At 28.2% G+C, this 12,486-nt stretch carries 16 protein-coding genes; 12 read left to right on the plus strand and 4 right to left on the minus strand.

Annotated elements, in window-relative coordinates:
* Window positions 1-68 precede the first annotated feature (68 nt).
* The 3 genes from BN1711_RS06225 to BN1711_RS12715 are packed head-to-tail and all read right to left on the minus strand — an operon-like array spanning window position 69 to window position 1,995.
* Window positions 69-1,106 (minus strand): sensor histidine kinase, encoded by a 1,038-nt coding sequence (locus BN1711_RS06225; RefSeq protein WP_050608452.1) that lies wholly within the window; start codon window positions 1,104-1,106, stop codon window positions 69-71.
* Window positions 1,103-1,801, minus strand: coding sequence for a response regulator transcription factor (locus BN1711_RS06230; RefSeq protein WP_050607310.1), 699 nt, complete (start codon window positions 1,799-1,801; stop codon window positions 1,103-1,105). The genes BN1711_RS06225 and BN1711_RS06230 overlap by 4 nt, the downstream gene beginning before the upstream one ends.
* Window positions 1,798-1,995: a DNA-binding protein gene (locus BN1711_RS12715; protein ID WP_423243698.1), complete on the minus strand. Its 198-nt coding sequence runs from the start codon at window positions 1,993-1,995 to the stop codon at window positions 1,798-1,800. Before BN1711_RS12715 ends, BN1711_RS06230 begins: the two co-directional genes overlap by 4 nt.
* A gap of 216 nt (window positions 1,996-2,211) precedes the next feature.
* Here BN1711_RS12715 and BN1711_RS06240 point away from each other — a divergent pair, with 216 nt between their 5' ends.
* From BN1711_RS06240 to BN1711_RS06255, 4 genes are all read left to right on the plus strand, one after another.
* Entirely contained in the window at window positions 2,212-3,024 is an 813-nt protein-coding gene (locus BN1711_RS06240; RefSeq protein ID WP_082174069.1) for a 5-methylcytosine restriction system specificity protein McrC, read from the plus strand.
* A 181-nt stretch (window positions 3,025-3,205) separates the two neighbouring features.
* Window positions 3,206-4,240 carry a DUF5655 domain-containing protein gene (locus BN1711_RS06245; protein WP_243128200.1) on the plus strand — a complete coding sequence of 345 codons (1,035 nt, stop codon included), beginning with the start codon at window positions 3,206-3,208 and terminating at the stop codon, window positions 4,238-4,240.
* 323 nt (window positions 4,241-4,563) lie between these two features.
* Window positions 4,564-5,172 carry a toll/interleukin-1 receptor domain-containing protein gene (locus BN1711_RS06250; RefSeq protein ID WP_050607312.1) on the plus strand — a complete coding sequence of 203 codons (609 nt, stop codon included), beginning with the start codon at window positions 4,564-4,566 and terminating at the stop codon, window positions 5,170-5,172.
* A gap of 164 nt (window positions 5,173-5,336) precedes the next feature.
* Window positions 5,337-5,645: a ribosomal protein L33 gene (locus BN1711_RS06255; RefSeq protein WP_050607313.1), complete on the plus strand. Its 309-nt coding sequence runs from the start codon at window positions 5,337-5,339 to the stop codon at window positions 5,643-5,645.
* Window positions 5,646-5,721: 76 nt separating this feature from the next.
* On the opposite strand, the gene BN1711_RS06260 is transcribed toward BN1711_RS06255, so the two are convergent.
* Window positions 5,722-6,372 carry a MutH/Sau3AI family endonuclease gene (locus BN1711_RS06260; RefSeq protein ID WP_050607314.1) on the minus strand — a complete coding sequence of 217 codons (651 nt, stop codon included), beginning with the start codon at window positions 6,370-6,372 and terminating at the stop codon, window positions 5,722-5,724.
* A 121-nt stretch (window positions 6,373-6,493) separates the two neighbouring features.
* Between BN1711_RS06260 and BN1711_RS06265 the strand changes: the two genes are divergently transcribed.
* The 8 genes from BN1711_RS06265 (at window position 6,494) to BN1711_RS12250 (ending at window position 12,359) form a co-directional block, all read left to right on the plus strand.
* Entirely contained in the window at window positions 6,494-7,210 is a 717-nt protein-coding gene (locus BN1711_RS06265) for a TRM11 family SAM-dependent methyltransferase (protein WP_050607315.1), read from the plus strand.
* Between the two features lie 70 nt (window positions 7,211-7,280).
* Entirely contained in the window at window positions 7,281-8,060 is a 780-nt protein-coding gene (locus BN1711_RS06270; RefSeq protein WP_050607316.1) for a DNA-methyltransferase, read from the plus strand.
* A gap of 17 nt (window positions 8,061-8,077) precedes the next feature.
* On the plus strand, window positions 8,078-9,964 hold the full coding sequence (locus tag BN1711_RS12535) for a DpnII family type II restriction endonuclease (protein ID WP_207204528.1): 1,887 nt from the start codon (window positions 8,078-8,080) through the stop codon (window positions 9,962-9,964).
* A 167-nt stretch (window positions 9,965-10,131) separates the two neighbouring features.
* Window positions 10,132-10,968, plus strand: a complete 837-nt coding sequence (locus BN1711_RS06280; protein WP_243128202.1) for an ImmA/IrrE family metallo-endopeptidase — start codon at window positions 10,132-10,134, stop codon at window positions 10,966-10,968.
* Between the two features lie 64 nt (window positions 10,969-11,032).
* Window positions 11,033-11,419, plus strand: a complete 387-nt coding sequence (locus BN1711_RS06285) for a helix-turn-helix domain-containing protein (RefSeq protein WP_050607318.1) — start codon at window positions 11,033-11,035, stop codon at window positions 11,417-11,419.
* A 13-nt stretch (window positions 11,420-11,432) separates the two neighbouring features.
* Window positions 11,433-11,801, plus strand: coding sequence for a hypothetical protein (locus BN1711_RS06290; protein WP_050607319.1), 369 nt, complete (start codon window positions 11,433-11,435; stop codon window positions 11,799-11,801).
* A gap of 20 nt (window positions 11,802-11,821) precedes the next feature.
* Complete coding sequence (locus BN1711_RS12655; RefSeq protein WP_050607320.1) at window positions 11,822-12,169, plus strand: hypothetical protein; 348 nt, start codon at window positions 11,822-11,824, stop codon at window positions 12,167-12,169.
* Between the two features lie 19 nt (window positions 12,170-12,188).
* Window positions 12,189-12,359, plus strand: coding sequence for a group II intron maturase-specific domain-containing protein (locus BN1711_RS12250; RefSeq protein WP_082174070.1), 171 nt, complete (start codon window positions 12,189-12,191; stop codon window positions 12,357-12,359).
* Window positions 12,360-12,486: the final 127 nt, after the last annotated feature.

A 12,486-nucleotide genomic window follows, 5' to 3' on the forward strand; every position in this document is an offset into this window, starting at 1 on the left:
TATCCACCTCTTTCTGTTTTTATATTGAAAGGTTATCACGCCAATCCTACGGTTATATGACACTCATCCTACAATTTTGTAGGAATTAAAAAATTGATTGTAAAAGTAGTGCCAATACTCAATTCGCTGTCAATCTCGATTGTTCCGCTGTGTGCTTCAACAATAGCTTTCGCAAGCGGCAGTCCAAGTCCGATACCTTGCGTGTCTTTAGAAAAACGACTGCGATAAAACCTTTTAAAAATGTGGTATAAATCCTCTGGGTGAATACCGTTACCGTTGTCTTTTATGATAACTTGAACAACAGACGCAAATTGTTTCCATTCAATACGGATACTACTACCTTTTTGTGTATGGTCAAAAGCATTTTTAACAATATTGCTAATTGCCTCCATCAGCCAGTTACGGTCACACAATAAGGTAATGGTATTATTACCACACAGATATATTTTCTTTTCCTCTTGCTCAGCACGATATGAAAAGTGTCTTTCTATACAATTCATCATTTCAGATACATTTTCCATAGTTTTTTCTATCATAATTGTTCCAGCATCAAGCTTTGTGATTTTTAAGAGATTTTGTACCAGTATTTCTATTCTGTCAAGTTCCTGTTCAGAAAGTACAGTAAATTCCTTAATTGCCAGTAAATCTTTTGGTTCCTCTTGCATAATACCGTTATAGATGTTAAGTGCAGCAAGTGGGGTTTTTAACTGGTGGGAAATATCGGATATGGTATTTTTCAAAAACTTTTTTGATTTACTTTCATTTTCAACATGGGCATTCAAAATGGAAGCTAAGGAATTTACTTCGTGAAATAATCTGTATAGCTCACCTTCGTCATCACACTCAATACGTGCATTTTGATTTCCAGAAATATATTCTTTAATTTGCGTTACTGCATTTTCCATAATTGCATTTTGTTCCTTGAAATAACTATAACCTATTGCCAATGTCAAGATACTCATGCACAAGGAGCATAGTAATATACACAAGGCTGCATTTTCAAATTTTAAGCCTATGAGAGTAGTGGAAATCAAGGTAAAGGTTATAATAATCAGCAATTCCACACAAAAAAGTTTTTTAATTTTCTTGTTTATAAGTATTTTCATATCACACCATAATCTACAGTATTCCATTTATACCCCATACGCCGAACTGTCACTATTTTCTGAGGGTTGCTTGGATTGTCCTCAATTTTTGTACGAAGTCTACGGATATATACAGTAAGGGAATTGTTATCTATATAGTTTTCGTAGCAATCCCATAGTTTGCTTAAAATTTGGCCTGGTGAAAGTACAATGTTTGGATTTTCCATAAACAGGCACAGCAATTTATATTCACTTGCTGTTAACTCAAGTTGTCCTTCATTTTTATATACTTGTCTTTTTAATAGTTGTACTTTTATACCATTAGAATTTAATTCGGTATTTGTTTGATTAAAATTGTCACTTCTGCGAAGTAAAGCATTTATTCTTGATAGAAACACAGCTAGTTTGAACGGCTTTGTTATATAATCATCGCCCCCTATATCTAGTCCCATTATAATATTTGTTTCTTCATCAGCAGCAGTCAGAAACATAATGGGTAATTTTGATGTTTTACGGATTTTTTTGCATAAATTATAACCAGAGCCATCGGGAAGTGACACGTCTAAAATTACTAAATCATATTTCCCATTTATCCATAGTTTTTCTGCTTCAAGACTTGTACGGGCAACGTCTATTTCGTATCCTTGTTTTTTTATAGCAAAAGATAAACCATTAATCAAACTCAAATCATCTTCAACAAAGAAAATGCGTTTCATATGTTTCCACCGTCCTTTATTTTTCTACGGGTATGTCTGCCGTCAACAGGCTTTTTAGCGTCTTTAGGTATCAGCCATATTCGGCTGATACGGGTAACACCCGGTATTCTATTTTCCTCGCATAGCTTCTGTACTTGTCTTTCAAAAATGTGCCATTTCTTCGCTATTTCCGGAGCAGAAATATATTCCAACATTTTCCATTCACACCCTTTCAATTTTATCCAATATATAATTGTATACGGTTAACCGAATAAAATCAATATACAGGCAGCAAAGAATATGCTCTATTAATATCAATGATATGAAATGTGTACTTATATCTAAAAGGGAAGATGAATTGTAAAATGTAATATGGTGGCGAGAAGTGGAGGAATATGATTTTAAGTGATGTTTTATAGATATTATTAAACATGCGAAGGTGTATGGATGAATTACCTATGAAAATGTGCAATTTAGCTAATGTTCAGACTTGTAGTATGAATGTATTGGATATATTTATTTTAATATTTTTAAAGGAATTATATAAGGTTACAAAGCAAGGAATAAAGGCTTCTTATGTTTTATGTGAAGGTAATTTACCAGTTTATAAAGGAAAGTTGTTAGTAAATAAGCATATTAGTAAAAATATTATTTGTAAGGATAAATTCTATATGAACTACGATGAATTTAGTCCTAATATACCTGAGAACAGAATTATAAAAACTACTTTATTGTTTATTAAAAATCAAACATCAAATAGAAATATAATAAGAAATCAATACTTATTATATTTTCAACAGGTAGATGTTTCAGTGAATTGTGAAAAAGATTTTAGTAAATGTGTTAATAATAGATTAATGTGTCACTATGATAGTTTAATAAAGTGGTGCAAAGTATTTTTAAATAATAAAAGCTTTACTAATTATAGGGAAGAAGATAATTCATATTCATTATTGTTTCCTATGAAAAGGATATTTGAAAGTTATATAACAAAATCTATAAAGAAAAGTCACTATTTTAAGGATTTTTCAATATATGCTCAACACAATAAATATTGTTTATTAGAAAGTCATAAAAAGTTTAGATTAAAGCCAGATATATTATTAGAATCAAAGAACAAAACAATAATTATGGATACTAAGTGGAAAATATTAAATGATGAACCTACAGGGAACTATGGTATTTTTGTTGATTTGGGAAATATGGAAGAGAGCCTTAGGAAACTTAGAGAAGGGATTTTATAGGGTGAAAAAAATATATGTTTCCATATACATCTCACGTGGAGACTGTGGTGAAGATAACAAGAAAATAGCCTGATATCAAAGGCTTTGAAGGATTCTAACTAAATATGGATGTGTGTTTTATGTTCCCTCAGACTACGGTTTGAGGGAATTCTTGGGTTAGGGGGTTGAACAAATACGTAGAATGAAGGATATTTGCGTTAAGATATTTAATTTGCGTATTTGTTTGGCTACAGCAAAATGGATTATGCTTCTTGTGGTAGTAGATGGTTATGATATAATTAAGGAGATTAAAAAAAGTTTTATAGATGGAAGGGATAATATGTCAGATATTAAGCTGTTTAAAATACATAATGGAGTAGAAGAACTACCAGCTACATGGGCATCGCTAGAACGAGAATTACAGACATTGATTGAAAAAAATATGCCTATACTTTTTGGAGTTACTTTTCTTAAAAGTGAATATGTAACATCTAATGGTGGTCGTATGGATAGTTTAGGAATTGATGAAAATAATTGTCCTGTAATTTTTGAATATAAAAGAGCTAGCAATGAAAATGTAATAAATCAGGGATTATTTTATTTAGATTGGCTGTTAGACCATAAAGCAGATTTTGAACTTCTAGTTATGAAAACATTAGGAAAAGAATACTCTGATAAATTAGATTGGAGCATGCCACGTCTTATTTGCATAGCAGGAGATTTTACGAAATATGATGAATATGCTGTAAAGCAAATTAATAGAAATATAGATCTTATCAGATATAAAAAATTTGGAGAAGAATTGTTGATGTTTGATTTAATTAACTCAAATGTAGCCACACCAATTAATAATGTCAATGAAGAAAAAGTATCAAAACAAAGTACGGATAAGACATTTGATGATCAACTAGAAACTACAAGTGAAAAACTAAGAGAATTGTATGCTTCCATTAGGAATTATATTTTAGCACTTGGTGATGATGTAACGGAGAATAAGCTTAAATTGTATAGTGCATTTAAAAAGATAAAGAATATTGTATGTGTAGAAGTTAGGATGAAAAGCATAATGCTATATTTGAGATTGAATCCCGAAGAGATTACTCTTGAAAATGGTTTCACAAGGGATGTAAGTGAAATTGGTCATTGGGGAACTGGTGATTTAGAAGTTACAATAAAGGATACTCAGGATTTTGAAAAAGCTAAGGAGTATATTGATAGGGCTTATGAGATGAATTAATAATACAAGATGTGGATAATTGAACTAGCTGTAGGAATTTCTTTAAATGCAATGTCGAGAAACATTAATTATTTATAATTTTATAGAAATTTCAAATAATTAGAATTATAATATAATTGCATTGATTTTAGTTGGTGCAATTATTTTTATTAAAAGTTATAATTTTTTGAGAAATTTATTGGCTATTAATTATATAATTAGAAAAATAGTAAAATACAATAAATATAATTCAAATGTTAGGATATTTTTAAAAAATTATTTAAAATGCATTGAAATAGAATGGTTTCAAATAAGGCTGTAAATAACAAGAGAGGGGAGATATATTGAAATTTGATTACGAGGTTGCATTATCATTTGCAGGCGAAGATAGGGAGTATGTTGAAAAAGTTGCTGAGATATTAAAAGCCATTGGTATACAAGTTTTTTATGATAAATACGAAGAAGTGGATTTATGGGGAAAGAATTTATACACACATTTGGATGATATTTATCAGAAAAAATCAAAGTACTGTATTATGTTTATTTCTAAGCATTATAAAGAAAAATTATGGACAAACCATGAAAGAGAAAGTGCTCAGGCAAGAGCATTTGAATCAAAAGAAGAATATATTTTACCAGCTAAATTAGATGATACTGAAATACCAGGAATTAGAAAGACAATTGGATATATAAATATAGAGAAACTTAGTCCAGAAGATTTTGCTTATAAAGTGGCTAAAAAAATTAGACCGGATATTGATGTGCAAGGTATGATAAAATATTTGAAAGAATGGTTAAAAGACTATGATATATCAATAAAAGGAATTAATGTTGTATTCAAAAGTGAATTGGAGGATTATTATGGTGAATTTTCTTTAAGATTGCTAATTGAAATGTATATGATTGATGAGTTAGATAGAATGTTCCTAATTCCTGCAATTGTTCCATACTAATAAAAAAAGGTAGATAGAGGAAATGAATACTTTAATAGACATTGACTAAAGAAAAGGGTTTAATCAGTTATTTTTAGAACTATACAATAATTTGAGAAAACATTTAATGATATTAATGTATTTTAAAATAGTAATATGAAATTTTTTATAGGGGATGATAGGATATGATAATGAGAATTCCAATAAGATTTGATTACCCAGTTCAAATAAATTACCATGATGGAAGTGTAGAAACTTCTTCAGTTTTTCCAGCAGGTAGAGGTTTGATAAGTTGTACATTTTGTAAAATTAATGGGTATGATGCAAATAATAATCGTGTTACAAATTTGGTTAGATATGATGGAATAGAGCTTATGAAGAGGTGTCCTCATTGTAATTATGATAAGCATGTAACTGATTTTGGATATAGTGGGAGAACTACTAATAGAAAGAGAGATCAAAGTCAATGTACTGATTGCAGGGGGAGGTATTAAGCTTATAGTTTTCATATGAAATAAATAAAAATAAGCTCTGAATTTAAAATACAGAGCTTATTTTAGTGTATGAATATTATTTTATATTAACAATATATTTCATAAATTCCTTTTTAAAATAGAAGGCGTGATTTTTATTTGAAATTTCTTTATTATATATATCAGAATGAATAGGATGATAAGGTTTTGAATCTTTACTACGAATTTGAATATATTTGCCATTTGAAGTATGAATAAAGCCATCGCTACTAGTTTTAATATGTTCATTAAGTTGAGTACAAATAGAATAGTAATCTTTTTCTAATTGTAATTTTAAATCATGGAATTTAGGCTCATCTAAATTTACGTGAACACAAGGCAAGAACATCCAATCACATGGGTCGCCAACTTTACTTATTGGGACATAAAGTAGATTATTCATTTTTTTGTAAAGTTTACTTTGATAAAAATCATTGCTATTTAACAGTTCATCTATCATTGTTGAAATTTGAGTTATAAACATTGTTTCTAATGGCTTTCCTGTAGTGTCACATTTATTTGTTTTAAGTTCACCATCTTCAAAATCTAAATTGGTGTTAGACAAATTAAGACCTATTGTTATTTCTAAAAGTTGTCCACTTTTTCCTTTGTTTTTTATAATGTCCCTCATTTGATCTTCTTTTAAGACATGTCCAAACTTTTTACCTGCTAAATCATCTATTAGCTTTTTAGCTTTATCTAATTTCATAATATCGCTCCTTTTAGTAATGTATTTTTATATAAGTACAACATTAATTATATAATTAATAGCATAATTTGTATATAAAGGATATATATTGCCTAAGATTATATGTATAGAGGTGAATAAAATGGATGAAGCTTTTAAATTAGAAACAAAATCATTATGGAGTTTTAAAGAAAGAGGAGAATGGGCTACTCATAAAGGAGATTATCCAGGTAATTGGAGTCCATTTGTTCCTAAAAATATTATTCTAAGATATTCAAAGCAAAATGATGTAGTGTTAGATCAATTTTTAGGAAGTGGAACTACGCTTATAGAAGCAAAATTATTAAATAGAAGAGCCATTGGATGTGATATTAATCCTAAGGCATTAGAGATAGCTAAAGATAGAATTTCAAGAGTTAAAGCAAATACTACTATACAATTAATGGAATGTAATGCTAGAAATTTGGATTGTATTAAAGATAATTCGATAGATTTGATATGTACTCATCCGCCATATTCAAATATCATAAAATATAGTAAAAATATTCAAGGAGATTTATCATTATTAAATCTTAATGAATTTTATGAAGCAATAAAAGAAGTATCAATAGAATGTTTTAGGGTATTAAAAAAAACAAAATACTGTACAATTATGATGGGCGATATAAGAAAAAATGGTTGCGTAATTCCATTAGGATTTAATGTTATGAATTCATTTTTAAATCAAGGATTTAAATTGAAAGAAATAATTATAAAAGAACAGCATAATTGCAATTCTACAAAATTTTGGAAAGAAATAAGCTTAAAAAAGAATTTTTACCTATTAGCCCATGAATATCTATTTATTTTCTTCAAATAATAATTGGATTTATTTTTAAATACCTTTATAATATAGATTGGATGATGCTAGATATAAAGGTGGAGATAGTATGCAGTATGTGAAAGATAGCAATTATAAGTTGTTATTAGGAGATTGTATTAAGGAATTGAAGAAAATTGAAAGTAAGTCAATAGATATGATATTTGCAGATCCACCATATAAACTTAGTAATGATGGAATAACATGTAAGTCAGGGAAAATGGTAAGTGTAAATAAAGGAAGCTGGGATAAATCTTTAGGACTTGACCTTGATCATAAATTTAATATGAAATGGTTAAAAGCTTGTGATAGAGTTTTAAAAGATGATGGAACTATATGGATATCAGGCACATATCATATTATACATTCAATAGCTTTTGCACTTCAACAAATGGATTACTACATAATAAATGAAATTACATGGGTAAAACCTAATGCTGCACCTAATATGGGATGTAGATGTTTTACTGCAAGTCAAGAAACAATACTTTGGCTGAAGAAGACAAAAAAAGCAAAGCATACTTTTAATTATCAGCTTATGAAAGAACTGAATGGCGGTAAACAAATGAGAAGTGTATGGGAAATACCAACAACTCCAAAACGGGAAAAAATGAATGGTTACCACCCTACTCAAAAACCTAAAAAACTATTATACAGGTGCATAATATCTAGTACTAATGAAGATGATTTGATATTAGATCCATTTTGCGGCTCTGGAACAACAGGAGTTGTGGCTAGAGAAAACGATAGAAAATTTATTGGAATTGATATTGATAAGGAATATTTAGAAATTACAAACAAAAGATTAAAACAAGTAACGGAACAAACTATTGAAGAAGTAAAAAGATGAATTTAGGAGTGATAATTATGAATTTTAATGTAAAACCATTTCTAAAATGGGCTGGAGGAAAATCACAGCTTTTACACGAAATAATCCAAGAATTACCGATAAATATTAAACAGATAAAAAGATATGTAGAACCATTTGTTGGTGCTGGTGCTGTATTTATACATTTTTTAGAAAATAATTATTTTGAAGAATATATTATAAATGATATAAATTCTAAATTAATAAATTTATATAAAGTTATTAGAGATAGACCATATGATTTAATTGAAAAACTTGAAAAACTAAAAGCTCAATATTTAGAATCTGATTCAGAAGAAAGAGAGCAACTGTTTTATAAAATAAGAACTAATTTTAATAATGCAGAATGTGATATTATACAGTCATCTGCATATTTTATTTTTTTAAATAAAACTTGTTTTAATGGATTATATAGAGAAAATTCAAAAGGTGAATTTAATGTTCCATTTGGTAAATATAAAAATCCAAGTTTTTTTGATGAATTACAATTAAGAGAAATATCAAGATTGCTGAACTTAAAAAATGAAAATGGGGAATTCAAAGTTAAGATACTGAATAAATCTTTTGATGAACTTGAAGAATATGTAGATATTAATACATTTGTTTATTGCGATCCGCCATACAGACCAGTAACATTGGGAGGATTTACATCATATAATAAAAGCAATTTTAATGATAAAGAGCAGATTTTATTAAGAGATTTCTTTGAAACGATACATAAAAAAGGTGCAAAGGTAATGTTAAGCAATTCCGATCCTAAGAATTTAGATGAAAAAGATAATTTCTTTGATGATTTATATTCAAAATTTAATATAAAAAGAGTTTATGCTAAGAGAGCTATAAATTCAGCAGGTGATAAGAGAGGAAAAATTACAGAACTATTAATAACAAGCTATAAAGAGCAAGCTAATAGTGAAGCAGCACCGACTAAGATAGATGAATGTATAAAAGAATACTTAAAAACTGAATCTAGTGATTTAGTAAAAATATTCACTAAATCTTTATTAGAAACAAATAGAGGGTTTAATTTCTATGTGAATTGGCAAAGACCAGCTACAATTGTAAGTCAATATAATATAGAACTTAATACTTTGAATGCATTAGTTAAAAATAAAAACTATGATCATGATTTTAAAAAAATAGTTAAGAGATTTCCAACAGTGATAAATGTCTTACCAGCTTTATTTGCTTTATCAAAAGATGAAAGAGAAAACTTAAGAAAAGGTAAGGATGTTTTGAAAGTTGTGAATATAGATGCGTTAGAAGATGATTTGCTTGAGTATAGATTTAATATTGGAGAGGAAGAAAATCTAACTGAAGAAGAAATAGAAAAATATTTAGACTTTACTAAAAAGATAGGATTGAAATACTTATTTACAGATTTATTAGAAAAACACTTAATTGATTATCTAATAGGATGCGAAGTAGGATTAGATAGTAACGGAAGAAAAAATAGAGGTGGATTGGCATTTGAGTTAGCATTAGAACCAATAATATATAATATCTCAAAAAAATATAATATAGAAATGTTAACTCAAAAACAATTTAAAGTTTTGAGGAAAATGGGATTTGAAATTTCAGAGGATATAGCTAATAGGAAGGCTGACTTTATATTAATAAAAGATAATAAAATTATGAATATAGAAGCGAATTTTTATGGTGGTTCTGGATCAAAACCAGAAGAAATAATAGACTCATACATAAATAGACAAGAAGATTTAAGAAATAATAATATAGAATTTGCACTTATAACTGATGGCAAAAAATGCTGGGGGAATGACCATAAGCCACAATTGTTAAAAGGATTTAGACATTTAAACTATCTATTGAATTTCAATATGTCTAAGAATGGAATGTTAGAGGAAATAATAAACAACATTTTTTAAATTATTTATAATGTAGCTTCTATTTTATTATGTGTAAGAATTTAAAAAAAAGAATATTTAATAAATAATGGACAGACACTTTTCAATGATTTTAAAATACCTGTAGAGTTAAAGTTAACTCAAAGGGTATTTTTTATATATTGACAGGAATAATTTGGAGATGTATAATGTTCTCATACAAGCATACACGCAACAATGAAAGGGGCGATGGAATGGTTAACTTAGATTTTAAACAAAAAAAGAATGGTGTTCCTGTTCTATCAAAAGATGAAATTGATAATTTAGCGGAAATAGTAATTAATGATTATAATTCTAAAATGTTAAAAGAAGCAAGTGCTTTAGATGTTGAGGAATTTTTAGAATTTTATGCTGAATTAGAAATGGATTATAAAGATTTAACCCATAATCAATCCATATTAGGTATGACAGTTTTTAATGATTGTAATATACCAGTGTATGATGCTAAGAATAATAAGGCTAAGAGAATACCTGTAAATGAAGGGACGGTTCTTATTGATAATAGCCTTTTGAATGAAGATCAATTAAGAAGAGGACGATTTACTATAACCCACGAAATAAGTCATTGGCTTATACATAGACAAGTATATCTAGTAGATAAAAACCAATTATCATTATTTGATTTTATGGAAGATCAAAAACAGCCAGTTGTAAAATGTCGTACTAGTGATATCGAAAGTACTAAAAGAAAAAAATTAGTAACTGATGATGATTGGATGGAATGGCAAGCTGATTCTATGGCATCAGCATTGTTAATGCCTAAGGCAATATTTTCAAAAGTTACAAGAGATAAATTTACATCTGCTGGGATGGAAAAATGTTATTATGAATTAGGTTCTGATTTTGAAAAAGATTTATGGGCAGATTTATTACCTTATGAATTAGCAGATATATTTGATGTATCAGTAACTGCAGCTAAAATAAGACTTAAGAACTTAGGATTTATACGTGAAGAACAAGGAAATCATCAATATTTTCTTGTATAAAATAAACAAAAAGCTTAATTATATAAACTAGCATGTTTTGCTAGTTAAAAGGGAGGTGTAAAGGATGAGTCCAAACAAATTTGGAGAGTTTGTATCAGAGAGAAGAAAAGAAAAAAAGATTAGCTTAAGAAAAATGGCAGAACTTTTAGATCTTTCCCCAGCATACTGGAGTGATATTGAAAAGGGTAGAAGAAATCCACCTAATATCAATAAACTTCAGGAAATATCTAAATTATTAGGTTTATCTCATGATGAATTAGATGAAATGATAGATATGGCTTCTGAAGACAGAGATGAAATTCCTATGGATTTACCTAATTATATAAAGGAAAGTAATTTAGCCAGAACTGCGCTTAGAAAAGCACGTAAAATGGATGAAGTTGAAGGTAAAAGTGATATTACAGAAAAAGCATGGAAAGATTTTATAAAAGCTTTAGAAGAAGAAGAATAAAGGGGGATTGGGTGTGAAGGATTTATTTAAAAAGATGATTGAAGATAATTTTCATCGGGATATATTTAATTCTTTGCAAGAAGAAATTATGGACAAGTATGATCAATATGATTTAACTCTAAGATCTAATGTTGTTCAAGAAGTGCTAGAAGCAAGTCTTGATAGTATTGATGTTTTAAGAATTTTTGATATTAACCAAGATGAAAAAAAGGTGAAGTTTAGTGTACTAATAAGTTGTGATATTGAGATTAGTGATTATGCTTATAATGAAAATATTTCTGAGTTAGTTTGTCAGTGGTTTAAGTTAAAGTGTAGTGCAATGTTAGAAAATGCTGTATTAAAAGATTTTACTGTAAAGAAAATTGAAGCCTATAACAAGTAAAAAAAGGTGGGGATATGTTAATGAATCTGAGTAAAGATTTAGTGCCAATTATATATAAAAAAGATATGGATAAAGAGGCAACAAAATTTTTGCTAAAGTATTGTCCAGAAGCTTTAGATAAACCTATGCCTATACCAGTAGAAGATATTGCAGAATTAGAAATGAATCTTGAAATTGATTATGTAAATATTGATAGAAACTATGATATATTGGGCATGATGATATTTTCTGATGGGGTGAAGGAAAACACCAAAAGTTATTATTTAAAATTATTATTGAAAAAGATTCTTTCCTTATATCAACTAAATGTAGAGATCATAAAGAACCTATTTAAATTGATATTGGTTCAATTGTTAGTCCATATGTAGATAAAGAAACAATGAAAAAATGGAGCAAAGAATAAACAAACTTAATCTTTTGAATATAGGATGGATAAACTACTATATAATAGCAAACTGCAAAGGAATAATTAAAAGTTTTGAAATATGGATTAAACAAAGATTAAGAATGTGTATCTGGAAACGATGGAAAAGGTTAAAACTAGATATAGAAACTTAAAAAGATTAGGTCTTAATCATTACCAAGCAATAAAATATGCCAATACCCGAAAAGGATATTGGCATATAGTTAATAGTCTTATTTTATAAACTACTCTAAATAATCAATTCTTTAAAACCGTAGCTTT

Source organism: Clostridium niameyense (assembly GCF_001243045.1).
In the GTDB taxonomy this organism is placed as follows: Bacteria; Bacillota; Clostridia; order Clostridiales; family Clostridiaceae; genus Clostridium_F; species Clostridium_F niameyense.

What these genes read in the sequence shown, in the direction of transcription:
- BN1711_RS12655 (WP_050607320.1), top strand. Translation starts at nt 11,822, where the DNA reads ATGAATCTGAGTAAAGATTTAGTGCCAATTATATATAAAAAAGATATG.
- BN1711_RS12250 (WP_082174070.1), top strand. Translation starts at nt 12,189, where the DNA reads ATGGAGCAAAGAATAAACAAACTTAATCTTTTGAATATAGGATGGATA.
- BN1711_RS06270 (WP_050607316.1), top strand. Translation starts at nt 7,281, where the DNA reads ATGCAGTATGTGAAAGATAGCAATTATAAGTTGTTATTAGGAGATTGT.
- BN1711_RS06240 (WP_082174069.1), top strand. Translation starts at nt 2,212, where the DNA reads ATGCGAAGGTGTATGGATGAATTACCTATGAAAATGTGCAATTTAGCT.
- BN1711_RS06245 (WP_243128200.1), top strand. Translation starts at nt 3,206, where the DNA reads ATGAAGGATATTTGCGTTAAGATATTTAATTTGCGTATTTGTTTGGCT.
- BN1711_RS06285 (WP_050607318.1), top strand. Translation starts at nt 11,033, where the DNA reads ATGAGTCCAAACAAATTTGGAGAGTTTGTATCAGAGAGAAGAAAAGAA.
- BN1711_RS12715 (WP_423243698.1), bottom strand. Translation starts at nt 1,995, where the DNA reads ATGTTGGAATATATTTCTGCTCCGGAAATAGCGAAGAAATGGCACATT.
- BN1711_RS06255 (WP_050607313.1), top strand. Translation starts at nt 5,337, where the DNA reads ATGATAATGAGAATTCCAATAAGATTTGATTACCCAGTTCAAATAAAT.
- BN1711_RS12535 (WP_207204528.1), top strand. Translation starts at nt 8,078, where the DNA reads ATGAATTTTAATGTAAAACCATTTCTAAAATGGGCTGGAGGAAAATCA.
- BN1711_RS06225 (WP_050608452.1), bottom strand. Translation starts at nt 1,106, where the DNA reads ATGAAAATACTTATAAACAAGAAAATTAAAAAACTTTTTTGTGTGGAA.
- BN1711_RS06265 (WP_050607315.1), top strand. Translation starts at nt 6,494, where the DNA reads ATGGATGAAGCTTTTAAATTAGAAACAAAATCATTATGGAGTTTTAAA.
- BN1711_RS06260 (WP_050607314.1), bottom strand. Translation starts at nt 6,372, where the DNA reads ATGAAATTAGATAAAGCTAAAAAGCTAATAGATGATTTAGCAGGTAAA.
- BN1711_RS06280 (WP_243128202.1), top strand. Translation starts at nt 10,132, where the DNA reads ATGTTCTCATACAAGCATACACGCAACAATGAAAGGGGCGATGGAATG.
- BN1711_RS06230 (WP_050607310.1), bottom strand. Translation starts at nt 1,801, where the DNA reads ATGAAACGCATTTTCTTTGTTGAAGATGATTTGAGTTTGATTAATGGT.